Origin of the sequence: Lentzea sp. NPDC059081, assembly GCF_042738015.1 — a bacterium.
Classification (GTDB): Bacteria; Actinomycetota; Actinomycetes; order Mycobacteriales; family Pseudonocardiaceae; genus Lentzea.
Window position 1 is genome coordinate 1 of sequence record NZ_JBHYGW010000043.1, and the last position, 25,357, is coordinate 25,357.

At 70.0% G+C, this 25,357-nt stretch carries 23 protein-coding genes; 15 read left to right on the plus strand and 8 right to left on the minus strand.

Annotated features, from left to right (window positions below; genetic code table 11):
* The 4 genes from ACFWV3_RS42780 to ACFWV3_RS42795 form a co-directional block, all read right to left on the minus strand.
* Positions 1 to 466: hypothetical protein (locus tag ACFWV3_RS42780; protein ID WP_382419703.1), on the minus strand; the 466-nt coding region annotated here is incomplete at its 3' end.
* A 33-nt stretch (positions 467 to 499) separates the two neighbouring features.
* Entirely contained in the window at positions 500 to 862 is a 363-nt protein-coding gene (locus ACFWV3_RS42785) for a hypothetical protein (RefSeq protein WP_382419704.1), read from the minus strand.
* On the minus strand, positions 859 to 1,722 hold the full coding sequence (locus ACFWV3_RS42790; protein WP_382419705.1) for a 3-hydroxybutyryl-CoA dehydrogenase: 864 nt from the start codon (positions 1,720 to 1,722) through the stop codon (positions 859 to 861). The genes ACFWV3_RS42785 and ACFWV3_RS42790 overlap by 4 nt, the downstream gene beginning before the upstream one ends.
* Before the next feature lie 1,358 nt (positions 1,723 to 3,080).
* Positions 3,081 to 4,616 (minus strand): amino acid permease, encoded by a 1,536-nt coding sequence (locus ACFWV3_RS42795; RefSeq protein ID WP_382419706.1) that lies wholly within the window; start codon positions 4,614 to 4,616, stop codon positions 3,081 to 3,083.
* 125 nt (positions 4,617 to 4,741) lie between these two features.
* On the opposite strand from ACFWV3_RS42795, the gene ACFWV3_RS42800 reads away from it, so the two are divergent.
* The 6 genes from ACFWV3_RS42800 (at position 4,742) to ACFWV3_RS42825 (ending at position 11,450) form a co-directional block, all read left to right on the plus strand.
* Positions 4,742 to 6,082, plus strand: a complete 1,341-nt coding sequence (locus ACFWV3_RS42800; RefSeq protein WP_382419707.1) for a glutamine synthetase family protein — start codon at positions 4,742 to 4,744, stop codon at positions 6,080 to 6,082.
* Positions 6,069 to 6,773, plus strand: a complete 705-nt coding sequence (locus ACFWV3_RS42805; protein WP_382419708.1) for a gamma-glutamyl-gamma-aminobutyrate hydrolase family protein — start codon at positions 6,069 to 6,071, stop codon at positions 6,771 to 6,773. The genes ACFWV3_RS42800 and ACFWV3_RS42805 overlap by 14 nt, the downstream gene beginning before the upstream one ends.
* The gene (locus ACFWV3_RS42810) at positions 6,770 to 8,122 is read left to right on the plus strand and encodes an aldehyde dehydrogenase family protein (RefSeq protein ID WP_382419709.1); all 1,353 of its coding nucleotides are present in this window, start codon (positions 6,770 to 6,772) and stop codon (positions 8,120 to 8,122) included. The genes ACFWV3_RS42805 and ACFWV3_RS42810 overlap by 4 nt, the downstream gene beginning before the upstream one ends.
* A gap of 31 nt (positions 8,123 to 8,153) precedes the next feature.
* Positions 8,154 to 8,921, plus strand: coding sequence for a 3-oxoacyl-ACP reductase (locus tag ACFWV3_RS42815; RefSeq protein ID WP_382419710.1), 768 nt, complete (start codon positions 8,154 to 8,156; stop codon positions 8,919 to 8,921).
* A gap of 3 nt (positions 8,922 to 8,924) precedes the next feature.
* Complete coding sequence (locus ACFWV3_RS42820; protein ID WP_382419711.1) at positions 8,925 to 9,623, plus strand: FadR/GntR family transcriptional regulator; 699 nt, start codon at positions 8,925 to 8,927, stop codon at positions 9,621 to 9,623.
* 186 nt (positions 9,624 to 9,809) lie between these two features.
* Positions 9,810 to 11,450, plus strand: coding sequence for an AMP-binding protein (locus ACFWV3_RS42825; protein ID WP_382419712.1), 1,641 nt, complete (start codon positions 9,810 to 9,812; stop codon positions 11,448 to 11,450).
* A gap of 136 nt (positions 11,451 to 11,586) precedes the next feature.
* On the opposite strand, the gene ACFWV3_RS42830 is transcribed toward ACFWV3_RS42825, so the two are convergent.
* Both ACFWV3_RS42830 and ACFWV3_RS42835 read right to left on the minus strand, forming a co-directional pair.
* Positions 11,587 to 12,141, minus strand: coding sequence for a hypothetical protein (locus tag ACFWV3_RS42830; protein WP_382419713.1), 555 nt, complete (start codon positions 12,139 to 12,141; stop codon positions 11,587 to 11,589).
* Entirely contained in the window at positions 12,138 to 12,449 is a 312-nt protein-coding gene (locus ACFWV3_RS42835; RefSeq protein ID WP_382419714.1) for a hypothetical protein, read from the minus strand. The genes ACFWV3_RS42830 and ACFWV3_RS42835 overlap by 4 nt, the downstream gene beginning before the upstream one ends.
* Positions 12,450 to 12,635: 186 nt before the next feature.
* Between ACFWV3_RS42835 and ACFWV3_RS42840 the strand changes: the two genes are divergently transcribed.
* The 8 genes from ACFWV3_RS42840 to ACFWV3_RS42875 all read left to right on the plus strand — a co-directional run bounded on the left by ACFWV3_RS42840 (position 12,636) and on the right by ACFWV3_RS42875 (position 20,853).
* Positions 12,636 to 13,127 carry a GNAT family N-acetyltransferase gene (locus ACFWV3_RS42840; RefSeq protein WP_382419715.1) on the plus strand — a complete coding sequence of 164 codons (492 nt, stop codon included), beginning with the start codon at positions 12,636 to 12,638 and terminating at the stop codon, positions 13,125 to 13,127.
* A gap of 74 nt (positions 13,128 to 13,201) precedes the next feature.
* Positions 13,202 to 15,208, plus strand: a complete 2,007-nt coding sequence (gene thrS / locus ACFWV3_RS42845; RefSeq protein ID WP_382419746.1) for a threonine--tRNA ligase — start codon at positions 13,202 to 13,204, stop codon at positions 15,206 to 15,208.
* Positions 15,205 to 15,753: an HIT family protein gene (locus tag ACFWV3_RS42850; RefSeq protein WP_382419716.1), complete on the plus strand. Its 549-nt coding sequence runs from the start codon at positions 15,205 to 15,207 to the stop codon at positions 15,751 to 15,753. Before thrS ends, ACFWV3_RS42850 begins: the two co-directional genes overlap by 4 nt.
* A gap of 423 nt (positions 15,754 to 16,176) precedes the next feature.
* Complete coding sequence (locus ACFWV3_RS42855) at positions 16,177 to 17,025, plus strand: helix-turn-helix domain-containing protein (RefSeq protein WP_382419717.1); 849 nt, start codon at positions 16,177 to 16,179, stop codon at positions 17,023 to 17,025.
* A 239-nt stretch (positions 17,026 to 17,264) separates the two neighbouring features.
* The gene (gene pgsA, locus ACFWV3_RS42860) at positions 17,265 to 17,867 is read left to right on the plus strand and encodes a phosphatidylinositol phosphate synthase (RefSeq protein WP_382419718.1); all 603 of its coding nucleotides are present in this window, start codon (positions 17,265 to 17,267) and stop codon (positions 17,865 to 17,867) included.
* A complete protein-coding gene (locus tag ACFWV3_RS42865; RefSeq protein ID WP_382419719.1) occupies positions 17,864 to 18,766 on the plus strand; it encodes a phosphatidylinositol mannoside acyltransferase in 903 nt (300 codons plus the stop codon). Before pgsA ends, ACFWV3_RS42865 begins: the two co-directional genes overlap by 4 nt.
* A 30-nt stretch (positions 18,767 to 18,796) precedes the next feature.
* Positions 18,797 to 19,909, plus strand: a complete 1,113-nt coding sequence (locus ACFWV3_RS42870) for a glycosyltransferase family 4 protein (protein WP_382419720.1) — start codon at positions 18,797 to 18,799, stop codon at positions 19,907 to 19,909.
* Positions 19,906 to 20,853, plus strand: a complete 948-nt coding sequence (locus tag ACFWV3_RS42875) for an NUDIX hydrolase (protein WP_382419721.1) — start codon at positions 19,906 to 19,908, stop codon at positions 20,851 to 20,853. Before ACFWV3_RS42870 ends, ACFWV3_RS42875 begins: the two co-directional genes overlap by 4 nt.
* Here ACFWV3_RS42875 and ACFWV3_RS42880 read toward each other — a convergent pair.
* Positions 20,850 to 22,877: an NB-ARC domain-containing protein gene (locus ACFWV3_RS42880; protein WP_382419722.1), complete on the minus strand. Its 2,028-nt coding sequence runs from the start codon at positions 22,875 to 22,877 to the stop codon at positions 20,850 to 20,852. The genes ACFWV3_RS42875 and ACFWV3_RS42880 overlap by 4 nt on opposite strands.
* Before the next feature lie 124 nt (positions 22,878 to 23,001).
* Here ACFWV3_RS42880 and ACFWV3_RS42885 point away from each other — a divergent pair, with 124 nt between their 5' ends.
* Positions 23,002 to 24,240, plus strand: a complete 1,239-nt coding sequence (locus tag ACFWV3_RS42885) for an MFS transporter (RefSeq protein WP_382419723.1) — start codon at positions 23,002 to 23,004, stop codon at positions 24,238 to 24,240.
* 109 nt (positions 24,241 to 24,349) lie between these two features.
* On the opposite strand, the gene ACFWV3_RS42890 is transcribed toward ACFWV3_RS42885, so the two are convergent.
* Positions 24,350 to 25,342 (minus strand): TIGR03842 family LLM class F420-dependent oxidoreductase, encoded by a 993-nt coding sequence (locus tag ACFWV3_RS42890; protein ID WP_382419724.1) that lies wholly within the window; start codon positions 25,340 to 25,342, stop codon positions 24,350 to 24,352.
* Between the last annotated feature and the right edge of the window lie 15 nt (positions 25,343 to 25,357).

Consider the following 25,357-nt stretch of genomic DNA (forward strand, 5'->3'; position numbering starts at 1 on the left):
ACCACAGAGTTACCACGTCCTCTTCTAGGTATATCGTGCCAACGCGGATGCGCACTGCGGCATTCACCAGCACGGTTGGATGTTTAGACGCCGCAGGTGGCTTGGGGTCGTCGGTGGTCGCCGGGCTCACCGTGAGGTGGAAGTCGTAGCGGTGGCCGCCCAGGTAGATCGCGTCGACGAGCCCGCGGACCATGTCCGGCAGCCGGAACGACGCGGAGCCGAACAGCCGGGTCACCGCCTCCGCCGCCCGCAGCTCGTGCAGGGAGGCCGAGTACCCCCGCGGCCGCGCGCTCGCCTGCGCGTTCCAGGTGTTCGACAGGCACACGGCCAGCTGCTCGGTGGAGGTCAGCCCGAAGAACCGGCGGAACCGCCGCTGCCCCACCCGCACGGTGGCCGCGGCCACCAGTCCGAGCCCGAGCCAGAACACGATGTTCGCGATGACGTTGCTTGCGATGTCGGCCAGCACTCGATCATCATCTCGGGCGCGGCGGGGCCCGGTCTAGCGATCACTGACGCGGTGCGCGTCCTCCGGCCAGCTGCCGTGGCCCACGAGGTGCTCGACGATGGCCAGCGCCCGGTCGAGCGGCACCGTGTCGGAGTTCTGGTACGTGTCGTTCTGGCCGTTGGAGAGCAGGAACCCGTCGCTGGTGCCCTCCGCACCGGGATCGGTGGCGTGCTCACCGGGGTCGTCGGGTTCATCGAGCAGCATGACCATCGCGCGGTCGTTGTTGGTGACGAAGGCGATCCTGCGCTCGGGCTCACCGCTCAGCCACGTCTCCAGCCGCCCGCCGGCGATCCTGCCGCGCAACACCGCGACCACCTCGTCCGCCGCGAGGTGGTCGCCGTCGACGGTCCAGGTCACTTGGCGTAGTTGTGGAAGCCGCGTCCCGACTTCTTGCCCAGCAGACCCGCGTCCACCATGCGCAGCAGCAACGGCGGCGGCGAATACAGCGGCTCCTTGAACTCGTCGTACATCGACTCGGCGATGGCCTTGGTGGTGTCGAGGCCGATCAGGTCGGTGAGGCGCAGCGGCCCCATCGGGTGCGCACAGCCCAGCACCATGCCGTTGTCGATGTCGTCGGCCGACGCGAAGCCCGACTCGAGCATCCGGATCGAGGACAGCAGGTACGGGATCAGCAACGCGTTGACCACGAACCCGGCGCGGTCCTGCGAGCGGATGACCTCCTTGTGCAGGGTCTCGCGCACGAACGCCTCGGCACGGTCCTGCGTGGTCGCCCCGGTCAGCAACGACGGCACGATCTCCACGAGCTTCAGCACCGGCACGGGGTTGAAGAAGTGCACGCCGATGACCTGCTCGGGCCGGTTGGTCGCCATGCCGAGCTTCATGATGGGAATCGACGACGTGTTGGACGCGAAAATGGCGCCCTCGTCCGTCACCACCTTGTCGAGCGAGGCAAAGATCTCGGTCTTGACCTGCTCGTTCTCGGCAACCGCCTCGACCACGAACTGCCGGTCGGCGAACTCGCCGATGTCGGTGGTGAACCGGATCCGCCCGAGAGCAGCCTCCCGCTCCTCCTCACCGAGCTTGCCGGACTTCACACCCCGGGCGAGCGAGGTGGCGATCCGCCCCTGCGCAGCCTCGGCCGCCCCCGCGTTGACCTCGACGACGATGACGTCGAGCCCGGCCCGGGCACTCACCTCGGCGATCCCGGAGCCCATGAGGCCGGAACCGACGACTCCCACACGTTGAATGTCACTCACGCCCCGATCCTGCCACGACCAGCTGGAAACAGGGTCGTGAGCAGATGTGACCACGACCGCCGCCAACAAGGGCGGGGGAGGGGAGGGGAGCCACGCGCCAATGGCGAAGCCGAGGCCCCAAGCGATGCCGAAGGCGAGCAGTAACAACCCCCCACGCACTCGCGACCGCGACGCCGAAGGCGAGCCGTACAGACCTTGCCTCGATGGGTAGCGGTGAACCCACTCGTGGTTAGGCGATTGGGGCTTGACTTTGGGTGCGAGGTGCTACCACTCGTGGATCGGCCGGGTGCGAAGCATCCGGCCTTTTCCGGCCGACCAAGCGCCTCGCAAGGGCCCCGAAGTCAAGCCCCAATCGCAATCGTCGCGAAGCGGCGATGAACCCCGCTGATTCGTCCGAGGTGCACGACCACGCTGGAACAGAAACGGGTCTCAGCCTAACGGGACCACGCTGGAACCCCTAGAACCCAACTCCCGCAACGTCTCCACAACCGTCTCCGCATAACCCCCAACAGGCCGATACCCCAACGCAACCCCAGCCGAGGTATCCAAAACCACAGGCGGAACCCGATGCCAGGGATGCCGCCCACCGGACTCATCCGACAACAACACCTCCCGCCACGAATGCCCGAAAAACCGAGCAACGATCCGAGAGATCTCCAACCCGCTGGGAGCATCCGGATCGGCAGCGTTCACCACCCGACACCCAGGACGCAAGGCAACAGCCTCGACAAGCGCAGCGATGTTGACCGCAGCAGACGGATGATCAGTCCCTTCACCACGGCAGGCGAGCACGATCTCAGGCTCCCCGGCCAACACCCGGTCGACGAAGTAGGACTCCAACGGCCGCTTGTTCCCCGGCCCGTGCACTTTGGACGGTCGAAGAACGGACACCGGCACCCCGCTGTCGAGCAACACCCGCTCCGCGGCCACCTTGTTGGGCCCGTACCCCTCAGCGGACATGAAATCCATCGAACCAGGCGCAAGCGTCGGCTGATCCTCAGCAACAGGACCGTCAAACCGAGGAGCCTCAGCAGAGTTCACATGACGCCCAGATGAATCCACGTACACGGCCTTCGACGACATCATCACGGTAGAAGTCGCATTGCGCGCCAACGGCAACAACGACCGCGCATGCTCAGCCGTGTAACAAAGACAGTCGACAAGCAGATCGGCACCATCACCGAAAACGCGACCGATCGCAACAGGGTCGTACCGATCCACCGAACGCCCAGGCGCATCCACAACCCACCCAGCAGCCACCAGTCGACGCCTAACAGCACCGCCGATAAGCCCACGACCCCCGAAAATCACCGCACGTGGCACTCCCGCACACTACGCGGAAGTGCCACGCAACAGCGTCACACCGAGTCGAGATCCCGTTCGATAGCAGCCAGTTCCTCAGGAGTCCCCTGAACAGTGGGCCCCTTGAACCACTTGCGAGCGGACACGAGCCACCACACACCGGCGAACCCGAGCACCACCAACACGGCGACAGGCGTGTAGTTGAACGTCTTCGCGGTGACCGGACTCGCCTGCGGCAACATGAACAACACGCTGATGAACACGACCCAGGCGACGGCGACCACACCGATCGGCCGGCTGAAGCGGCCGAGGTGCCACGGCCCGCGCTGGAACCGTTCGCCCTGCAGCAACCGCAGCAAAGTCGGCAGCACGTAGGCGATGTAGAGCCCGATCACCGCGATGGAGGTCACCGCGGCATAAGCGGTCGGGTTCCACAGGTACGGCAGGCCGAGCACGAGCGCACCACCGGCGGCCAGCCAGATCGCGTTGGTGGGCGTCCGGGTGCGCTTGTTGATCTTGTGCCAGAACGCCGACGCCGGCAGTGCGCCGTCGCGGGAGAAGGCGTAGATCATGCGGGAGTTCGCCGTCACCGACGACATGCCGCAGAACAGCTGCGCGCCGATCGCGATCAGCAGCAACAGCTTGCCGCCGGTGAGTCCCAGGGCGTCGATGAAGATCTGCGCCGGGGGCACGCCGGTGGCGCTGGACAGGGCGCCGTCGTAGTCCCGGATCGCGAACGTGATGCCGACCAGCAGCACCCAGCCCGCGATGAGCGACACGACGATCGACATCACGATGCCGCGCGGGCCGCTGCGGGCCGCGTCGTGGGTCTCCTCGGTCATGTGCGCCGAGGCGTCGTAGCCGGTGAACGTGTACTGCGCCAGCAGCAGGCCGAGCAGGCCCACGTAGAACGCCGAGGACCAGCCGGTGTTGTTGACGAAGTGGGTGAAGACGAACGAGGCGGACTGGTGCTCCGAGGGCAGGATCACCAGCGCGCCGACGATGACCACCACGCCGACGATGTGCCACCACACGCTGATGTCGTTGAGCAGCGCGACCAGCTTCACGCCGAACGTGTTCAGCAGGCCGTGCAGCACCAGCACGATGGCGAAGATCAGGATCGTGTGCGGGGGAGTGGCCGCGAAGCCGAACTGGAGGTCGAGGAACGCGTTGATGAAGAACGCCGCGCCGAAGTCGATGCCCGCCGTGACGGCGACCTGGCCGAGGAAGTTGAACCAGCCGGTGAACCACGACCAGGCGGCGCCGTTGCTCGGCGCCAGTTTCGCGGCCCAGTAGTAGAGGCCACCCGCCGTCGGGTAGCTGGAGCAGACCTCGGCCATGGCGAGGCCGACGATGAGCGTCATGAGCCCGACGAACGGCCAGCCCCACACGATCAGGGCAGGGCCGCCGGTGTTCATGCCGAAGCCGTAGAGGGTCAGGCAGCCGGAGAGGATCGAGATGATGGTGAACGACACCGCGAAGTTGGAGAACCCGGACATCGTCCGGGACAGCTCCTGGGCGTAGCCCAGCTCGTGCAGCCGTTGTTCGTCAGCGGATTTTCCGGTGGCAGGACTGTCTGTTTCGTGACTCATCGGCGTCCTCCTCGATTGGACTCCGTCCAGTCCTTTAGACGGTGGCTGAGGGTGGCGCTCGTCACCCCGTGGTGTCAAGATGGTGCGGCCAATGGCTCGCAGACAGACCTTTGGAGGAACGCGGGATGCTGACCGTCGAGGAGTTGCGCGCGGCCGTGGACGCGGGGGAGATCGACACCGTCCTGGTCGCGATCGTGGACATGCAGGGGCGCCTGCAGGGCAAGCGGTGCGCCGCTCGGTACTTCCTCGACGAGGTCCTCGGGCACTCCGCCGAGGGCTGCAACTACCTCCTCGCGGTCGACGTCGAGATGAACCCGGTCAGCGGCTACGCGATGTCGAGCTGGGACCGCGGGTACGGCGACTTCGTCATGAAGCCGGACATCGCGACGCTGCGGCGCGTCCCGTGGCAGGAGGGCACCGCGCTCGTCATGTGCGACCTCGTCTGGGAGAACGACGACCCGGTCGTCGCGTCTCCCCGGCAGATCCTGCGCAAGCAGCTCGACCGCCTCTCCGAGCTGGGGCTGGAGGCGTACGTCGGCACCGAGCTCGAGTTCATCGTCTTCGACGACACCTACGAGCAGGCCTGGAGCTCCGGCTACCGGAACCTCACGCCGTCCAACCAGTACAACGTCGACTACTCGCTGCTCGGCACCGCCCGCGTCGAGCCGTTGCTGCGCGCCATCCGCAACGGCATGACGGGCGCGGGCATGGTCGTCGAGTCGGCCAAGGGCGAGTGCAACCCCGGCCAGCACGAGATCGCCTTCCGCTACACGACGGCGCTGCGGACGTGCGACCAGCACGCGATCTACAAGAACGGCGCCAAGGAGATCGCGGCGCAGCAGGGCAAGTCGCTCACGTTCATGGCGAAGTACAACGAACGCGAGGGCAACTCCTGCCACATCCACCTGTCGTTGCGCTCGAAGGACGGCGACCCGGTGTTCGCCGAGGGCCACGGCATGTCGAAGCTGATGAAGCACTTCCTCGCGGGCCAGCTGGCCGCGCTGCGGGAGCTCACCTACTTCCTCGCGCCGAACATCAACTCCTACAAGCGGTTCGTGCAGGGCTCGTTCGCGCCGACGGCGGTGGCGTGGGGCCGGGACAACCGCACGTGCGCGCTGCGGGTCGTCGGGCACGGCCAGTCGCTGAGGTTCGAGAACCGGGTGCCCGGCGGTGACGTGAACCCGTACCTCGCGGTGGCGGCGCTGATCGCGGCCGGCCTGCACGGCGTCGAGCAGGAGCTGGAGCTCGAGGACGAGTTCGTCGGCAACGCCTACGCGTCCGACCGGCCGACGGTGCCGACCACGTTGCGGGAGGCCGCGGACCTGCTCGCCGGCAGCGAGATCGCGCGGTCCGCGTTCGGCGAGGACGTCGTCGAGCACTACCGCAACGCCGCGAAGGTCGAGCTGACCGCGTTCGACGCGGCGATCACGGACTGGGAGAAGGTGCGCGGGTTTGAGCGCCTCTGAACCACTCGTCGGCATCAGCACCTACCTGGAGCGCACGCGCTTCGGCCACTGGGACGTGGAGGCCGCGGTGCTCTACCGCGGCTACCTCGACTGCGTGGTCAGGGCGGGCGGCACCCCGGTGATGCTGCCGCCGGTCGGCACCTGGAACGCCGAGAACATCGCGTTCCTCGACGGGCTGGTCATCGCGGGCGGCGCGGACATCGACCCCGCGGCGTACGGGGCCGAGAAGCACGAGAGGACCGGGGAACCGCGCCGCGACCGCGACGACTCGGAGTTCGCGCTCGTCGACGCCGCGCTGAAGCTCGACCTGCCGGTGTTCGGTGTGTGCCGCGGCATGCAGGTGCTCAACGTCACGCTGGGCGGCACGCTGCACCAGCACATCGAGGGCCACAACCCGGCACCCGGCGTCTTCGAGCACACCGACGTCGAGGTCTCGGCGGACACCCGGCTGCACTCGATCCTGGGCGACCGCACCAACGTCCAGTGCCACCACCACCAGTCGCTGGACCGGGTCGCGGACGGCCTGCGGGTCACGGCCAAGGCCCCCGACGGGACGGTCGAGGCCGTCGAGCTGGATGGCGCGCGGTTCGTCGTCGGCGTCCAGTCGCACCCGGAGCAGGACATCGAGGACCTGAGGCTGTTCGAGGCGCTGGTAGAGGCCGCCCGAGAGTTCGCGAGGAGCAAAGCGTGACCTTCGACGTCATCAACCCGGCCACCGAGAAGGTCGTGCGGTCCGTGCCGCACACCTCGCTCGAGGAGACGGACGCGGCGATCCTCCGCGCGCAGCGGGCGTTCGAGAGCTGGCGGACCGTCGCTCCCGGGGATCGCGCCCGGCTGCTGCGGAAGTTCGCCGAGGTCGTCGACGCGCACAACGAGGAGCTGGCGCGGCTGGAGGTCGAGAACTCCGGGCACACCATCGGCAACGCGCGGTGGGAGGCCGGCAACGTCCGGGACGTCCTGCAGTACTACTCGGCGGCGCCGGAACGCCTGTTCGGCAAGCAGATCCCGGTCGCGGGCGGTCTCGACGTCACGTTCCACGAACCGCTCGGCGTCGTCGGCGTGATCGTGCCGTGGAACTTCCCGATGCCGATCGCGGGGTGGGGCTTCGCGCCCGCTCTGGCCGCCGGCAACACGGTCGTGCTCAAGCCCGCCGAGGTGACGCCGCTGACCGCGATCCGCCTCGGCGAGCTCGCGCTGGAGGCGGGGATCCCGGAGGGCGTGTTCCAGGTGCTGCCGGGCAAGGGCAGCGTCGTCGGCAACCGGTTCGTCACGCACCCGGTGGTGCGCAAGGTGGTCTTCACCGGCTCCACCGAGGTCGGCAAGCAGATCATGGCCGGCTGCGCGGACCAGGTGAAGCGGGTGACGCTGGAGCTCGGCGGCAAGTCGGCGAACATCGTCTTCGCCGACTCCGACCTGGAGAAGGCGGCGGCGACCGCGCCGTACGGGGTGTTCGACAACGCCGGGCAGGACTGCTGCGCCCGGTCGCGGATCCTCGTGCAGGCGAGCGTCTACGACCGGTTCATGGAACTGCTGGAGCCTGCGGTCAAGGGCGTGAAGGTCGGCGAACCCGGCGACGAGGCGACCGAGATGGGGCCGCTCATCAGTGCCGCGCACCTCGGCAAGGTGGCGTCTTACGTCCCGGACGACGCCCCCGTCGCGTTCCGCGGCTCGGCACCGGACGGACCGGGGTTCTGGTTCCCGCCCACCGTCCTCACGCCCGCCCACGACCACGTGACCGTCACCGAGGAGATCTTCGGGCCGGTCGTCGTCGTGCTGCCGTTCACCGACGAGGCCGACGCGATCCGGATCGCGAACGACTCCGAGTACGGCCTGTCCGGTTCCATCTGGACGAACGACGTCGGACGCGCGATCCGGGTGTCGCGGGCCGTCGAGGCAGGAAACCTCTCGGTGAACTCGCATTCGTCCGTCCGCTACTGGACGCCGTTCGGCGGCGTCAAGCAGTCCGGTCTCGGCCGGGAGCTCGGACCGGACGCGCTCGACGCGTTCACCGAGGTCAAGAACGTCTTCATCGCAATCTGACACTCGGGCAAACCTGACAGGAGAACAGCAGATGGTGCAGCGACTCGAGGGCCGCGTGGCCGTCGTGACGGGTGGCGGCAGCGGCATCGGACTCGCCACCGTGCGCAGGTTCGCGAGCGAGGGCGCGAAGGTCGTCGTCGCCGACCTCGACGAGGAGACCGGCAAGGCGGCCGCCGACGAGGTGGGCGGCCTGGCCGTCGCGGTCGACGTGACCGACGAGGACCAGGTCGAAGCGCTCTTCCAGACCACTGTGGACACCTACGGCAAGCTGGACATCGCGTTCAACAACGCCGGCATCTCACCGCCCGACGACGACTCGATCCTCACCACGGGCATCGAGGCGTGGGAGCGCGTGCAGAAGGTGAACCTCACGTCGGTGTACCTGTGCTGCAAGTACGCCATCCCGCACATGCAGGCCAACGGCAAGGGCTCGATCATCAACACCGCGTCGTTCGTCGCGACGATGGGCGCGGCGACGTCGCAGATCTCCTACACGGCGTCGAAGGGCGGCGTGCTGGCGATGTCACGGGAGCTCGGCGTGCAGTTCGCGCGCGAGGGCATCCGCGTCAACGCCCTGTCGCCCGGTCCGGTCAACACGCCCTTGTTGCGGGAGCTGTTCGCGAAGGACCCCGAACGGGCCGCGCGCCGCCTGGTGCACGTCCCGCTGGGACGGTTCGCCGAACCCGAGGAGATCGCCGCCGCGGTCGCGTTCCTGGCCTCCGACGACTCGTCGTTCATGACCGCCTCGAACTTCCTCGTGGACGGCGGCATCGCCGGCGCGTACGTGACACCGCTCTAGACCATGGTGGAGCACGCGCAGGACGCGTTGTTCCGCCCGGTGCGGGCGGGCAACGCGTTCGAGGAGACCGTCGAACGGCTCATGCAGTCCATCCGGCTCGGCGTCGTCGCGCCGGGGGAGCGGCTGCCGTCCGAACGGGACCTGGCCACCCGGCTCGGCGTGAGCCGGGTGACCGTGCGCGAGGCCATCAGGTCGTTGCAGGAGAACAACTACGTCGAGTCGCGCCGCGGCCGGTACGGCGGCACGTTCGTGCGGACCGAGATCCCGAAGCCCGCTCCCGGCAAGGAGTTCGGCGACCTCCACGACGTGCTGACCCTGCGCAAGGTGCTGGAGACCGGTGCCGCGGAGACGGCGGCGGGCCGGTCGCTGGGCCCCGCCGAACGCCGCGGCCTGCGCACCCGGCTCGACGAGGCCTCGACCTCATCGCTTGCTGAATATCGGCGCAAGGACTCGCGGCTGCACCTCGCGATCGCCGAGGCGACCGGGTCCGCCGCGCTCACCGCCGCCGTCGCCGACTCGCGGATGCGCGCCAACGAGCTGCTCGACAGCATCCCGCTGCTCGAACCGAACCTCGTCCACTCCAACGCCCAGCACGAACGCATCATCACCTCCATTTTGGACGGAGATCCGGCGTCGGCGCGGCAGGCCATGGCCGAGCACCTCGACGGCACCGCGTCACTGCTGCGCGGCTTCTTGGTCTGACCGGTCAGACTCCCGCGTTCGCAGCAGCGAAGGGCAGCGGACGCCTCGGACCAGGTAGGATGAAAACGTTTGCACCCATGATTGTCCTGTTGTCATGCTCATTCCGCGGGGAACAGCACTTGGCGTGGGCCTTGCGGACAGTTACCGTCCGAACACCTCGGGGACTTGCAGCGCGAGGAGCTGTTGATGCCAGGGTTGCGCAAGGTGTTTCGCGACGCCATGGGCCGGGTGCACTCACTCCGTGTCTTGTCCGCCGCGGGCATGGTGAGTCTCACGAACGTGAAGATGTCCATGCAGGCGTTGAGAGAGGTGCAGGTCTGGGGTCCGAACGTCACGGCGTTGCGCCGTTCCGTGCGGTTGAACCCGGACGGTGTCGCGATCGTCGACGACCGCGGTTCGGTGACTTACCGGCAACTCGACCGGCGTTCGAATGCAATCGCGCAAGGATTGCGCGCGTTGGGCGTGCAACACACGCACATCGTCGCGTTGATGTGCCGCAACCACCGCGGCATGGTCGAGTCGTTGCTGGCGTGCGCGAAACTCGGCGTGCGCGTGCTGTTGGTGAACACGGGATTCGGCGCGCCCGTCATTCTCGATCTCCTGCACCGTGAAAGAGCGTCGCTCGTCATTCACGACGAGGAGTTCACGCCGCTGTTCCACCAGCTGCCGCCGTCCATTCCGCGCTGGCTCGCGTGGTCGCGGGACGGTGTGGACCGTCGCACGCCGACGCTCGACCAGCTGGTGGCGAAAGCGCCGCGCGGAGAGCTGGAACCGCCGCGCGAACCCGGTGTCGTCATCCAGCTGACGTCCGGCACGACCGGGACGCCGAAGGGCACCGCGCGCGAGATCAAGTCCGTGCTGACGGCGTCGGACTTCCTCGACCGGATCCCGATGGTGGCGAACGAGTCGACGTTCATCGCCGCCCCGATCTTCCACTCGGTCGGCTACTCGCACCTGACGCTCGCGATGTCGCTGGGCTCGCGCGCCGTGCTGCACCGCCGGTTCGACCCGCGCAAGACGCTGTGGTCGGTGCAGGGCCAGCGGTGCACGACGCTGGTGCTGGTCCCGACGATGCTGCAGCGGATCATGGAGCTGGACCGGTCCGTGATCGACTCGTACGACCTGCGGCACCTGAACGTCGTGTTCTCCTCCGGGTCGCCGATCGCGCCGGAGCTCGTGGAGCGCACCATGGCGACGCTCGGGCCGGTGCTCTACAACCTCTACGGCTCGACGGAGGTCGCCGTCGCCACCGTCGCGACGCCGGAGGACCTCGCCGCGGCGCCGTCCAGCGTCGGCCTGCCGCCGCACAACTGCATCGTGCGCCTCTACGACGAGGACGGGACCCGCATCACGCGGTCGTTCGTGACGGGCCGGATCTACGTGCGCGGCTCGCTCACCGTCGACCTCTACACCGACGGCACGCAGAAGGACTCCATCGACGGGCTCGTCGCGACCGGCGACCTCGGGCACTTCGACCCCAGCGGCCGGCTGTACTTCGACGGCCGGGAGGACGACATGATCGTCTCCGGCGGCGAGAACGTGTACCCGGTCGAGGTCGAGAACCTGCTGATGACGCACTACCGCGTGCGCGACGCCGCGGTGCTCGGCGTGCCGGACCCCGAGTACGGCCAACGGCTGCGCGCGTTCGTCGTGCCGGTGGCGGGCACCCGGATCGACGTGCGGGAGCTGCGCGAGTTCGTGCGCACCCGCCTCGCGCGGCACAAGGTCCCGCGCGAGGTCGTGGTCGTGCCGCAGCTGCCGCGCAACGCGACCGGCAAGGTGCTGCGCCGCCAGCTCATGTCGATCCGGCTGGGGCCGCAGGGCTGACAGAAACTGGGCGGAACGCACGCCACGGCAGAACGAGGGGGTTTGATCCGGCCGTGGCGCGCGTCCCTGGTTCTTGGGGAGCGCACGACCCGTGTCGTCGGGGTTCGGGCAGTGACGCGGGTCGTGCACTCGTCTGTCACCGCTCGAAGCGGTCGCCCCTGTCACCCCGGTCGGGCCCGCGGTCGCCGAACGGCCCGCGCTGGTCTGCCCCGCCGCGGTCAGGGCCGCGGTCGCCGCGCTCGTACATCCGCACGTGGCCGGGCCCGCCGCGGTGGTCGAACCGGTTGGCCGCGACGGCTCCCACGACGCCACCGCCGAGCACGAGGCCCAGCAGGCCCACCGCGACCAGCTGAGTGGCCCGGTGACCGGCGAACCGGCGCACCCGGCCCGGCTGGGCGGGGACGGCGGTCACGGGAACCCCAGCGGCCGGAGGAGGCGGCGGAGGCGGTGCCGCGGCGGCGTGCTCCGCGGTGGGCTGCGCCGCCGTCGGTTGCTGGGGCGCGGGTTGCTGGGGCGCCGGTTGCTGAGGCAGCTCGGCGGTCGGCTGCGGGGTGGTCGCCGGGTGCTGACCAGGCGTGGCCGGTGCGTCGGCCGGCAGCGGGGTCGTCGCCTGCTCCGGTGCAGGCCGGGCCGCCTGCGGTTCGTTGCTCGACGGCCCCTGCGGTGGGGGCGTCGGTCCCTGCTCGCTCATGTCCTCAACGATGCGCCGTTCGGCTGAGCTGGGGCTGACAGCCACCTGTTCGTTTCCTGAAGCTCGGCGCCGTCCCGCGCTGAGTTCAGCACAGGCCTGGAACCAGCGAAAACGTGCCGCTGGTCGGCGTAGGTCGCGCCGAAGAGCTCGTCGTCGAGCACACCGGACCACAGGAAGTGCAGGGTCGTGAGCGTGCCGTCACGGGCGTCGCGGCGCGCGTAGTGCTCGCGCAGGTCGGCGTACAGCAGGCGCAGCTCGTCCCGGTTGGACTCGGTGAGGCGGACCGGGCATTCGACGACGACGTGCATGATCGGTGCTCCGTTCGGCGGCGGGGAACACAGACTGCTCGCTCCGGCCACCGCGACGCATCCGAAAAACCACTCAGAACCGGCTGCGTAACCACCCGATCGAGTCAACCATCGCACCTCGGACGCGCCGTCCGCCCGCCCGGTTCCCCGGGAATCCACTTGCGCGCACCGGCTTCAATCGGACGCATGGAACTCGTCCCGCTCCGCATGGAGTTCGCGCAGGCGATGGCCGCCGGCGGCCCGAACGACGCCGAGGTCGACCGCCTCACCGGCACGCACGCCACGTTCACGCTCGCGGATTACGAGGCGTACGTCGAGCGGACCCTGAACGACCCGAACCGCTACACCCGCGCCATCACCGCGGACGGGAGGTTCCTCGGCGAGGTCGTCCTCACCGTCGACCAGGACAACCGGTCGGCCGGCATGCGGATCGCGTTGTGGGACGGTTTCGGCAAGGGCTACGGGACGATCGCGATCCGGCACGTCCTCGACCACGCGTTCACCGTGCTCGACCTGCACCGGGTCGACCTCGAGGTCTACGACTTCAACGAGCGGGCCATCCACGTGTACAAGAAGCTCGGCTTCCGCGAGGAAGGCCGGTTGCGGGACGCGCTGCTCTGGGACGGCGTCTTCCACGACGCGATCGTCATGTCCATCTTGAGCACCGATAACATCTGATCGAACACCAACACCACCAGCTAGGAGTCATCGTGTCCGAGTCGCGTCCAGCCCTCGCCCAGAACCCGCCGCGCGTGGTGGTTCCGGCTGGGACGACGGCGGGCACGGCCGTGCGCGAGGCCGGTCTGCCCGGCAAGGGGTCCGACGCGATCGTCGTCGTCCGCGACGCCGAGGGCCACCTGCGCGACCTGTCGTGGACCCCGCAGGTCGACGTCGAGGTCGAGGCCGTCGCCGCGGACACCGAGGACGGCCGCAGCGTCATCCGCCACTCCGCCGCGCACGTGCTGGCGCAGGCGGTGCAGCAGCAGTTCCCCGAGGCCAAGCTCGGCATCGGCCCGCCCGTGAAGGACGGCTTCTACTACGACTTCCAGGTCGAGAAGCCCTTCACGCCGGAGGACCTGCAGGCGCTCGAGAAGCGCATGAAGCAGATCGTGAAGTCCTCGCAGCGGTTCTCGCGCCGCGTCGTCGAGTCGGTCGACGCCGCGAAGGCCGAGCTGGCCGCCGAGCCGTTCAAGCTGGAGCTCGTCGACATCAAGAGCGACGTCGACACCAGCGAGGTCATGGAGGTCGGCGGCGGCGAGCTGACGATCTACGACAACGTCGACCCGCGCTCGGGCGACCAGGTGTGGGGCGACCTGTGCCGCGGCCCGCACGTGCCGACCACCAAGCACATCCCGGCGTTCAAGCTGACCCGCGTGGCGGCGGCGTACTGGCGCGGCAACGAGAACAACCCGCAGCTGCAGCGCATCTACGGCACCGCGTGGGAGTCGCAGGAGGCGCAGGACGCCTACCTGGAGCGCCTGGCCGAGGCCGAGCGCCGCGACCACCGCAAGCTGGGCGTCGAGCTCGACCTGTTCTCGTTCCCGGACGAGATCGGCTCCGGCCTCGCGGTCTTCCACCCCAAGGGCGGCATCATCCGCAAGGCGATGGAGGACTACTCCCGCCAGCGGCACACCGAAGAGGGCTACGAGTTCGTCTACTCGCCCCACATCACCAAGGGCAACCTGTTCGAGGTCTCCGGCCACCTCGACTGGTACAAGGACGGCATGTACCCGGCGATGCACCTCGACGCCGAGCTCAACGAGGACGGCACCGTCCGCAAGCCGGGCCAGGACTACTACCTCAAGCCGATGAACTGCCCGTTCCACGACCTGATCTTCAAGTCGCGCGGCCGTTCGTACCGCGAGCTGCCGCTGCGCATGTTCGAGTTCGGCGGCGTCTACCGGTACGAGAAGTCCGGTGTGGTGCACGGCCTCACCCGCGTGCGCGGCATGACGCAGGACGACGCGCACATCTTCTGCACCAAGGACCAGGTCCGCGACGAGCTGAGGTCGCTGCTCACGTTCGTGCTCGACCTGCTGCGCGACTACGGCCTCGACGACTTCTACCTGGAGCTCTCGACCAAGAACCCGGAGAAGTACGTGGGTTCGGACGAGATCTGGGACGAGGCGACCGAGACGCTCGCGTCGGTGGCGCAGGAGTCCGGTCTCGAGCTCGTGCCCGACCCCGGCGGCGCCGCGTTCTACGGCCCGAAGATCTCCGTGCAGTGCCGCGACGCGCTCGGCCGCACCTGGCAGATGTCGACCATCCAGCTCGACTTCAACCTGCCGGAGCGCTTCGAGCTCGAGTACACCGGGCCGGACGGCTCGCGCGTGCGCCCGGTCATGATCCACCGCGCGCTGTTCGGGTCGGTGGAGCGCTTCTTCGGCGTGATGACCGAGCACTACGCGGGCGCGTTCCCCGCCTGGCTCGCGCCGGTGCAGGTCATGGGCATCCCGGTGACCTCGGAGAACGCCGACCACCTGTTCGCGGTGCGGGAGACGTTGCGCAAGAAGGGCATCCGGGTCGACGTCGACGCGTCCGACGACCGCATGCAGAAGAAGATCCGCAACCACACGCTGCAGAAGGTGCCGTTCATGCTCCTGGCCGGTGCCAAGGACGTGGAGGCGAACGCGGTGTCGTTCCGGTTCCGCGACGGCACGCAGATCAACGGCGTGCCGGTCGAGCGGGCCGTCGAGCAGATCGTCGACTGGGTGGGGCGCCGTGAGAACGCCTCGCCCACGGCGGAACTGCTCTCGTGACGCCTGAGTTCTCGCAGCAGGACGGCATCGGGGTCCCGGACGCGTTGCAGCGCCTGTGGACCCCGCACCGCCTGTCCTACGTGCAGGGCGCGGGCAAGGCCGAGGGCGACGAGCCGGCCGGGTGCCCGTTCTGCCGCGTGGTGTCGCTGTCCGACGAGGACGGTCTGATCATCGCGCGCGGCGCCGAGGTCTTCGCGGTGCTGAACCTGTACCCGTACAACCCAGGCCACCTGATGGTGCTGCCGTACCGGCACGTGCCGGACTACACGGACCTGACGGCGTCCGAGACGGCCGAGTTCGCCGCGTTCACCCAGAAGGCGATGCGGGTCGGCCGGCACGTGGCCGCGCCGCACGGGTTCAACGTCGGCATGAACCAGGGCGTCGTCGCGGGCGCCGGGATCGCCGCGCACCTGCACCAGCACGTCGTGCCGCGGTGGGGCGGCGACGCGAACTTCATGCCCGTCATCGGGCACACCAAGGTGCTGCCGCAGCTGCTGGGGGAGACCCGCCGGCTGCTGGCCGACGGCTGGAAGGCCGTCGGCTGACCCAGGCCGCCCGCGCTCCGGCGGGCCGCCTTCCCGTCACCGCGCTCGGCGGTGGCGCTCGTCCGTGGCGTGATCTGCTTCGCATTGCGTACGGTATTGCTTGTGTTCAAGTCCGTTTCGCAGTTGCGCACTAAACGAGGTGTTTAGTCGGCCACCTGCTCGAAGTCCCGCGAATTCGTGGACAAAAGAGTGACAAAAACTGCGCACGTTTGTCCGGGCCGGACAATCGATGTCGTTTCCACTTGGCCGGGAATAGCTTTCGGTTACAACTTTCGGGTGCATTTCCGGGGCGGATCGAGACGTAACACCAGCACAAAGCGATTCCAGGTAGGTGAGATCACCCACCTGGAGGTGTCAACTGCGAGTCAAGTCCCCGCCTATGGCCGATCGTCTCGCCGAGTGTGAATGGTTACGGTGCGAACCATGACCGCACCTGAGCGTTCGCGATTAGCGAGAGAACGGCTTTCGCGTGAACTACGCCGGTTGCGCACCGAGGCGAAGATGACCGGCACGGCCACCGCCCGTGCCACCGGGATGAGCCAGTCCAAGCTGTCGAAGATCGAGAACGGCATGCTGCTCCCGTCCGTCGCGGACGTGGAGCGTCTCGTGGCGGAGTTGGCCGCTTCGAGGGAGACGCGCATCGAACTGGTCGAACTCGCCAGATCGCTGCACGCTGAGGCGGAGACCCGTCGCGTCGTGCTGCACCGCGGGGCGCACCGCCACCAGCAGACGATCAGCCGCGTGGAGGCGCGGGCCGCGACGTCGAGGTTCTTCCAGGTCAACCTGGTGCCCTCGCTGTTGCAGTCCGAGGCCTACCTGCGGATCGTGCTGGGGACGATGCCGCCTTCGGAGCAGGAGGCGGCGGTGTCGGCGCTGCGCGTGCGCCGGTCCAGGATGGACGACCTGGCCAAGCAGTTCGTGTTCGTGCTGTCCGAGAGCGCGCTGCGCTGGCGGATGGGCTCGCCCGAACAGATGGCGGAACAGGTCGAGCACCTGGCCGCGATCCAGCGCAGACCGAACGTCCGCCTGGGCGTCGTGCCCTGGACGGCGGACGCGAACGCCGTGGCGCTGCACGGTTTCCAGATCTACGACGAGCGCGTCGTCACGGTCAGCGTGCTGACCGGCAACGCCACCATCACCGACCCGCTGGACGTCCGCGAGTACCTCGCGCTGTTCGGCCGGCTGGAGAGGATGGCGGTGCGCGGCGAGGAGCTGCAGGCGCTGCTCAAGCGGATCGCCGAGGACCACCGGCGGCTGGGCCAGCTCGGCTGAGCGGTGGGACGGGGGAGTCACCTGGGTAACCGGGTGCTGAGATGAGGCGCTGAGGGAGAGCGTCGAAGGGGGACGACGGGCTGTTCGTGGGTGCCGCCGGGGGAACCGGACGGCGTTCGCCCGGCCCGTCTCCTGGACGCGGACGTGACTGCGGCGGTGCGCCGCACCCCTGCTACCGGTGTCGGGCGCGTCACCCGCGAGCGGTGCGTTTCAGCAGTCCAGCTAGGCTGCGACACGCCATGCTGAACATCTTCGCTCGCGCGTCCGTCTCGCGCGTCACCGATCCGATCGGGGCGTGGCTGCTGGCGCGTGGCCTCACCCCCAACGCCGTCACCGTCGCCGGTACCGCCGGCGCCGTGGCCAGTGCGCTGTGGTTCATCCCGCGCGGGCAGCTGTTCGTCGGCAGCGCGCTGGTGACGTTCTTCGTGCTGCTCGACCTGATCGACGGCGCGATGGCCCGTGCGCAGGGGCCCACGAGGTTCGGGGCCGTGCTCGACGCCACCTGCGACCGCATCGCCGACGGGGCGTTGTTCGCCGCGCTCACCTGGTACGCGTTCGACACCGGCAACCGGTGGACCGCGGCGGCCGGGTTCGTCTGCCTGGTCGCCTCCCAGGTCATCTCGTACGTGAAGGCGCGCGCCGAGGCGTCCGGGCTGAGCGCGGACGGCGGACTGGCCGAGCGGGCAGAGCGGTTCATCGTCGCGCTCGTCGGTGCCGGGTTCCAGGGCCTCGGGGTGCCGCACCTGCTCGACATCGCGCTGTGGATCCTCGCGGTCATGACGGTGGCGACGGTCCTGCAGCGGATCCTCGCGGTGGCGAAGTCGGCGCGGGAGGCCGCGTGAACCTCGCGACGCTCGGGTACAGCGCCGGGTGGCGGCTGATCCGGCTGCTGCCGGAGTCGTGGGCGCGCGGGCTGTTCCGCGCGGGGGCCGACTACGCCGCGAAACGCGGTGGTGGCGGGGTCGACCAGCTGCGCAGGAACCTGCGCCGGGTCGTGCCGCAGGCCGGTGCGGAAGAGCTCGACGAACTCGTGCGCGACTCGCTGCGGTCCTACGCGCGGTACTGGTGCGAGGCGTTCCGCCTGCCGTCGACGGACCTCGCGGCCGCGTACGAGAAGTGCGACTCGCAGGTGTCCGGCATGGAGAACCTCGACGCGGCGCTGGCGAACGGCACCGGCGCGGTCGTCGCCCTGCCGCACAGCGGCAACTGGGACATGGCCGGCGTCTGGCTGGTGGGCCACTCCGGCACGTTCACGACGGTGGCCGAGCGGTTGAAGCCCGAGTCGCTGTACCGGAAGTTCGTCGAGTTCCGCGAGACCCTCGGGTTCGAGGTGCTGCCGCTGAGCGGCGGCGACCGTCCACCCGCGACGGTGCTGGCGGAGCGGCTGCGGGCCAACAAGGTCGTGTGCCTGCTGGCCGACCGCGACCTGACGTCGTCCGGCGTGCCCGTGACGTTCTTCGGCGAGCAGACCCTGATGCCCGCGGGCCCCGCGCACCTGGCGTCGACGACGGGCGCCGCGCTGCTGCCGGTCGGCTGCTGGTTCACCGAGGACGGCTGGCACTTCCGCATCCACCCGCCGATCAAGGTCGGCACGGTCCAGGCCGCCACCCAGGCCGTCGCGGACGTGTTCGCCGCCGACATCGCGGCCCACCCCGCCGACTGGCACATGCTGCAGAAGCTCTGGCTGGCCGACCTGCCGGAGGGCCGCCGCGCCGCCCTCGCCAGGAGGCTCGCGCGGTGAAGGCCGAGCCCCGGTGAAGGTCGTGGCCAAGTGAAGGTCGGGATCGTCTGCCCCTACTCCTTCGACGTGCCGGGCGGGGTGCAGGCGCACGTCGTCGACCTCGCGCGCGCCCTGATCGCGCTGGGCCACGAGGTGGACGTCCTCGCCCCGGCCGACGACGACCAGTCGCTGCCGCCGTTCGTGACGTCCGCCGGTCGCGCGGTCGGCATCCCGTACAACGGCTCGGTGGCGCGCCTGTCCTTCGGTCCCGTCTCCTACGCGCGGGTCCGCCGGTGGATCGACGAGCACTCGTTCGACGTCCTGCACCTGCACGAGCCCACGGCGCCGTCGCTGTCGTTCCTGGCGCTGATGCTGGCCGACGGCCCGATCGTCGCCACCTTCCACACCTCGACCCCGCGCTCGAAGATGCTGTCGGCGTTCCAGCCCGTGCTGCAACCGTTCCTGGAGAAGGTCACCGCCCGCATCGCCGTCTCCGCACTGGCCCGCCGGGTCCAGGTCGAGCACCTCGGCGGCGACGCGGTGGAGATCCCGAACGGCGTCGACGTCGACTTCTTCGCCTCCGCGTCCACTTTGGACGGCTACCCGCGCCCCGGCGGCACGATCGGGTTCGTCGGCCGCTACGACGAGCCGCGCAAGGGCATGCCGATCCTGTGGGAGGCGTTCGGCATGATCGCCGACGAGTTCCCCGACCTGCGCCTGCTCGTCGTGGGCCGCGGCGAGGCGCCGTTCGACGGCCCGTTCGCCGGCCGGGTGGACCTGCTGGGCCAGGTCGACGACGTCGAGAAGGCCAGGATGCTGCGCTCGCTCGACGTCTACGTGGCGCCGAACACCGGCGGCGAGTCGTTCGGCATCATCCTGGCCGAGGCCATGTCCGCCGGCACCGCCGTGGTCGCCTCGGACATCGACGCGTTCCGCCGGGTGCTCGACGACGGCAAGGCGGGCGCGCTGTTCCCGGTCGGCGACGCCCCGGCCCTGGCCGGCGCGCTGCGCTCGGTGTTGCGCGACTCGGCCCAGCGCGCCGAGTACGTGACGGCCGGATCCCAACGGGTGCAGGCGTTCGACTGGTCCGTCGTCGCCTCGCAGGTCTTGCGCGTCTACGAGACCGCCATCGCCGCCGACCCGCGCCGGGTGGGCGGGGCATGACCACCGGCTTCGTCGTCGTGGTCGCGGCCCTGCTGCTGGCCGCCTGGATCCTCGCCATCGCCAACCGCCTGGACCGCCTGCATGTCCGCACCGACGCCGCCTGGGCCGCACTCGACGCCGCCCTGGCCCGCCGAGCCGTGGTGGTCCGCGCCCTGCTGGACCCGGCGCTGTCCGCCGCCGCCTCCCGAGCCGAGTCCGCCTCGCGCGCCGAGCGCGAGTCGGCCGAGAACGAGCTCTCCGGCCTGCTGGGCGCGCTGGACAGGTCGTCGCTCGCCCCGGCCCTGGCCGCGGAACTGGCCGACGCCGAGGAACGCGTGGTGCTGGCCCGCCGCGTCCACAACGACGCCGTGCGCGACACCCTGCTCCAACGCCGCCGCCGCGTCGTGCGCTGGCTGCGCCTGTCCGGCACGGCCCCGCAGCCGTCGTACTTCGAGATCGCCGAACCCGCGTCCCCGTCCGACGCCGTGATGCTCACCCCCCGCCCGTCCGCCCGCGTGCTGCTGCTGGACGCCGCGGGCCGGGTGCTGCTGTTCCAGGGCTTCGACCCGGCCCGGCCGCAGGAGCTCTTCTGGTTCACCGTGGGCGGCGGCGTCGAGAACGGCGAGGAACTGCGCGACACGGCCGTGCGCGAGGCGTTCGAGGAAACGGGCGTGAAGCTCGCGCCGGAGTCCTTGGCCGGCCCGGTCTGGCGCCGGCGCGCGGTGTTCAGCTTCGCCGGGCAGACGTTCGACGCCGAGGAGTGGTTCTTCCTGGCTCACGTGGACGGGATCGAGGTCGACACCTCGGGGTTCAACGACGTGGAGGAGCACAGCATCTCCGCGTTCCGGTGGTGGACGGCGGAGGAGCTGGAGTCCACAGAGGACACCGTCTATCCGGTGCAGCTGGCGGAGTTGCTGCCGTCGCTCAGCGCGGAGTGGGACGGCGAGACCAGGCCAGTTCGCTAGCCCTTGTTCCGCCAGAACGCGTGCAGTCCCTGGACCCGGCGCGTGTCCGGGTGGTCGGGACCGAGGGCTCGCAGGCAGTCGGCGGCGAGCTGTTCCGCCTCCGCCGCGGCACGAGCGGGGTCACCGCCTCGGCCCCGGCAGTCGGCGAGGTCGCCGCGTGCGATCAGCGTGTCCGGGTGGTCGGGCCCCCAGACCTGTGCGTAGTCGGACACCAGCTCTTCGAGGTCGGCGGCGGACCCTGTGAGATCACCGGACGACGCCCGCGCGGCGGCCAGCTTCAGCCTGGCGTTCAACGACTGGCGGTGCTCGGGCCCGAGCGTGCGCACGAGGTCCGCGGTGAGCTTCTCGTAGCCGGCCACCGAGTCGCCGGCGCCGGTCCGCGCGCGGCAGCTCAGGAGGGTTTGCCTGACCGACAGCACCTCCTTGCTGTCGGGTCCGTGCACGCGGGCGGTGTCGGCGAGCAGCTCCTCGAGATCGGTGATCGCCCTGTCCGGCTCTCCCAGGTCGGTGAGCAGTTCGGCCCGCTGTTGCCGCGCGCTCAGGAGGAAGGAGTCGAGGAGCGGTTGCTCGGCAGGGCGGACCCGCGGGACGTGGGCGAGCACTCGGTCGAACTCCGCGCACGCACCGGCCGCGTCATCGGCCCGGCTGCGCCAGTAGGCGAAGTTGATGTGGGCGAGCACGCCGAAGAGCGCGTGTTCCGCGGTGTCGGTCAGGCGCTCGAAGTGGTCCCGGGCCTGGGCCTCCTGTCCGTGCAGGCCCATGCTGTGTCCCAGCTGGATCGCGAGCGTGTGGCAGGTCCGGCCCCACAGCTGGCTCCCGCCCACGGCGAACAGCGCCTCCGTGTTGTCGCGGAAGGCCCGTTCCAGGTCGTCGACCTGCTTGATGAGCGGCCACCTCTCCGACAACGCGTCGGCGGCGGCGCGGACGACCTTCTTCTCGTGCCGGGGTTTCCACGAGTCGCGGTTGGCCTGCTGGACCAGGGCGTGGACCCGCACCTCGCGCGACGGCGATCCGGTGTCCAGGGTGACCAGGCCCAGCCGGTGCAGGGTCGCGAGGACGTCTCGGACACCGTCCTCGTCGATCCGGCCGCCCAGGTGGCCTCGCACGGAAGGCCCGGCGAGGACGTCGAGCGGAACGCCGTTGGGGTCCAGCACGCTGAGCAGGTCGAGCAGCCGTCCCGCCATCCGCTTGGGGGGCAGGGCGTCGGCCTGCTTGACGGACAGCGTCCACGTCGCCGAGACCGCCGTCCGGTGCCTGCCCAGTTTCGCGTGGTAGCGAGCACACGAGAGCTGCGTGTCCAGCACGTAGGCGCCCGCGTGGGCCAGCGCCAGCGGCAGGTATCCCAAGGCCCGCACCAGTTCCTCGGCGCCGTCGAGCAGCGCCGGCCGTTCCGCGAGCACCGAACGCAGGTAGGCCAGCGCCTCGTCCTCGCTGAACGTCCCGACCTCGGCCACCCGCCGCTCGTCCAACCGCAGCGAGGTGTCCCGCCGCCGGGTCGTCACGAGCACCCGCCCGGTGTCCGGCGGCCACAGCCCGTCGAGGTCGGCGGGGTCCCGCACGTCGTCGAGCACCACGAGCCACGGCTCGTCGCCCCTGGCCAGCCAGGCCAGGAACTTGCGCGCGGCCCGTTCCGGCTCGGGGTCGTCGAAGCCGGTGAGCTCACCCGCCGCCTCCGCGTAGGCGGACACGACCGCACTCCGCGAGGTCGCCGTGACCCACACCAGCAGCCGCACCGCCCCCTCGGCCCACTGGCGCTGGGCGAAGCCGGCGGCGAGCTGCGTCTTGCCCACCCCGCCCATGCCCGACAGCACCGCGACGCCCTCGGGCAGCACCCGTTCCTGGAACGCCGCCGCCCGTTGCGGCACGACGCCCACCCTCAACGGCAGCTCGCCGGGAGAGCGCGACTTCGAGTGGTGGTGCAGGGTGAGGTCGCCGCCGATGGACCCGATCTGCACGTTCATCCCGATGACGTCACCGGTCACGGAGTTCCGCACGGACCAGGGGAGCTCTGGTTCATCGGGCACCGAACCATCATCCCCGATCGACGACGAGCGCGAACGTCTTGTCCGGCTGAAGTTGTGCGCCAGGCCGTGGGCGCGTGCTCGCGAACTACGATTCCGCGGTGATGTCGGGACGTGGGTGGCGGTGGTGACGAGCTCGGGGCGGTGGTGGTCGCTCTACCGCCAGGTGTGGTCGGTGCCGGGCGCGGCGGCGTTCAGTTCGGTGGGAGCGCTCGCCCGGCTGCCGCAGGCGATGGCCGGACTCGGGGCCATCGTGCTGATCACCGGCCTCGGTGGTTCGTACGCGGTGGCCGGAGCGGTGGCGGGCGCGATCTCGCTGTCGCAGGGGCTGCTGGCGCCGCAGTTCAGCCGGCTCGCCGACCGGTACGGGCAGGCACGTGTCCTGGCACCGCAGACGGTCGCGAACGTCGCGGCGCTGTGCACCCTGGTCGCCGCCGCGCAGCTGCGGGCCGGCGCCGTGGTGCTGATCGCGCTGGGGGTGCTGGTCGGCGTGTCGTTGCCCCAGATCGGCGCGTTCGCCCGCGCCCGGTGGACGGCGTTGCTGCGCGGTGACCCGCGGCTGGACACGGCTCTGGCCGTCGAGTCGCTCATCGAGGAGGCGGTCTTCGTGATCGGCCCGGTGCTGGTCGCGGCCGCCGCGACCGCGGTGGCACCGGCCGCGGGGCTGCTGACGGCCGCCGCGCTGGTCGCGCTGGGCTGCACCCTGTTCCTGGTGCAGCGGGCCACCGAACCGGTGCCCGGATCCGCCCGGCGGTCCGGACGGCGATCGCGGGCCACGGCGCACGCCGGGTTGTGGGTGCTCATCGCGGTGTTCCTGGGCATCGGCGCGCTGTTCGGGTTGATCAAGGTCGGTGTCGTCGCGCTGACCCGCGAGATGGGCCGTCCCGGCGTGTCCGGCATCGTCCTCGCGCTGTGGGCCGGTGGCAGCCTCGTCTCCGGGGTGTTCTACGGCAGCCGCACCCGGCGCTCGGCTCCGGCGCGGCGCTTCCTGCTCGGTGCCGCCGCGATGGCCGCGGGCACGGTCGTGGTCGCGGTGTGCTCCGGCTCGCTGGTCGCCCTCACCATCGCGCTGGTGGTCGCCGGTGCGGCCAACGCGCCGACCCTGATCACGGGCAACGCACTGGTCACCGCGGTCGTGCCGGCTCACGTGGTGACCGAGGCCTACACCTGGCTCGGCGTCACCGTCTTCGCCGGCATCGCCATCGGCGCACCGTCCGGCGGGGCTCTCGTCGACCGGTTCGGCGCCGCCGGCGCGTTCTGGGCGGCCACCGGCGCCGGTGTCGTGGCGCTGCTCGCCGCGGTCCTCGGCGGTCGTCTGCTCCGCACCACGGCTCCATCACCCGGCGACCTCCCGCCCGCGCCATAGCGCGACTTCAGGCATGGGCAGCGGGCCCGAGCTCGCCGACAACGACCAAGTCAGGGCCGCATCCGCACCTGCCCGGCCTCGGTACGGCCGGGCAGGTCGCAGGCACTCGTCAGACCGCCGGGATCACCGCCGACCCGTACGCGTCGCGCGTCTTGTCCTTCTCGTCGTGCATCAGGTACAGCGCGAAGTTGTCGACACCGATCTCCTTCAGCTCCTGCAACCGCTCGACGTGCGCCGACTCCGGCCCGACCAGGCAGAAGCGGTCGACGATCGCGTCCGGCACGAAGTCGGTCGACCGGTTGCCCGCCTTGCCGTGGTGGGCGTAGTCGTAGCCCTCGCGGTCCTTGATGTAGTCGGTCAGGGCCTTGGGCACGACGCCGGAGTCGCCGTACCGGGCCACGAGGTCGGCCACGTGGTTGCCGACCATGCCGCCGAACCACCGCAGCTGGTCGCGCTGGTGGTCCAGGTCCGTCCCGACGTAGGCCGGGGCCGCCACGCACATCGTGATCGCCGACGGGTCGCGGCCGGCGGCGGCTGCGGCCTCGCGGACCGAGCCGATGGTCCAGCGCGCGATGTCCGGGTCGGCGGTCTGCAGGATGAAGCCGTCGGCCTGTTCGCCGACCATCTTCAGCGCCCGCGGGCCGTACGCGGCCATCCAGATCTCGAGCTTTCCGTTGCGCACCCACGGGATCTGCACGGGTGTGCCGTGGTGCTCGACCTCTCGCCCCTCCGCCAGTTCCTTGATCACGTGCATCGCGGAGCCCAGTGTCGCCAGTGAGGCGGGCTTCTGGCCGATCACGCGGCGGGCCGAGTCGCCCCGGCCGATGCCGCAGACCGTGCGGTTGCCGAACATGTCGTTCAGCGTCGCGAACAGCGAGGCCGTCACCGACCAGTCGCGGGTCGACGGGTTGGTGACCATGGGGCCGACCACCAGGTCGCGGGTGGCGGCCAGCACCTGCGAGTAGATGACGAACGGTTCCTGCCACAGCACGCAGGAGTCGAACGTCCAGCCGTAGCGGAAGCCGCAGTCCTCGGCGACGCGAAGGCCCTCCACCACGTCCCGCGCGGGCGGGTCGGTCTGCAGCACGATGCCGAAGTCCACGGCGTCACGCCCCTT

What these genes read in the sequence shown, in the direction of transcription:
- ACFWV3_RS42795 (WP_382419706.1), bottom strand. Translation starts at nt 4,616, where the DNA reads ATGAGTCACGAAACAGACAGTCCTGCCACCGGAAAATCCGCTGACGAA.
- ACFWV3_RS42800 (WP_382419707.1), top strand. Translation starts at nt 4,742, where the DNA reads ATGCTGACCGTCGAGGAGTTGCGCGCGGCCGTGGACGCGGGGGAGATC.
- ACFWV3_RS42815 (WP_382419710.1), top strand. Translation starts at nt 8,154, where the DNA reads ATGGTGCAGCGACTCGAGGGCCGCGTGGCCGTCGTGACGGGTGGCGGC.
- ACFWV3_RS42820 (WP_382419711.1), top strand. Translation starts at nt 8,925, where the DNA reads ATGGTGGAGCACGCGCAGGACGCGTTGTTCCGCCCGGTGCGGGCGGGC.
- ACFWV3_RS42825 (WP_382419712.1), top strand. Translation starts at nt 9,810, where the DNA reads ATGCCAGGGTTGCGCAAGGTGTTTCGCGACGCCATGGGCCGGGTGCAC.
- ACFWV3_RS42830 (WP_382419713.1), bottom strand. Translation starts at nt 12,141, where the DNA reads ATGAGCGAGCAGGGACCGACGCCCCCACCGCAGGGGCCGTCGAGCAAC.
- ACFWV3_RS42835 (WP_382419714.1), bottom strand. Translation starts at nt 12,449, where the DNA reads ATGCACGTCGTCGTCGAATGCCCGGTCCGCCTCACCGAGTCCAACCGG.
- ACFWV3_RS42840 (WP_382419715.1), top strand. Translation starts at nt 12,636, where the DNA reads ATGGAACTCGTCCCGCTCCGCATGGAGTTCGCGCAGGCGATGGCCGCC.
- ACFWV3_RS42855 (WP_382419717.1), top strand. Translation starts at nt 16,177, where the DNA reads ATGACCGCACCTGAGCGTTCGCGATTAGCGAGAGAACGGCTTTCGCGT.
- pgsA (WP_382419718.1), top strand. Translation starts at nt 17,265, where the DNA reads ATGCTGAACATCTTCGCTCGCGCGTCCGTCTCGCGCGTCACCGATCCG.
- ACFWV3_RS42875 (WP_382419721.1), top strand. Translation starts at nt 19,906, where the DNA reads ATGACCACCGGCTTCGTCGTCGTGGTCGCGGCCCTGCTGCTGGCCGCC.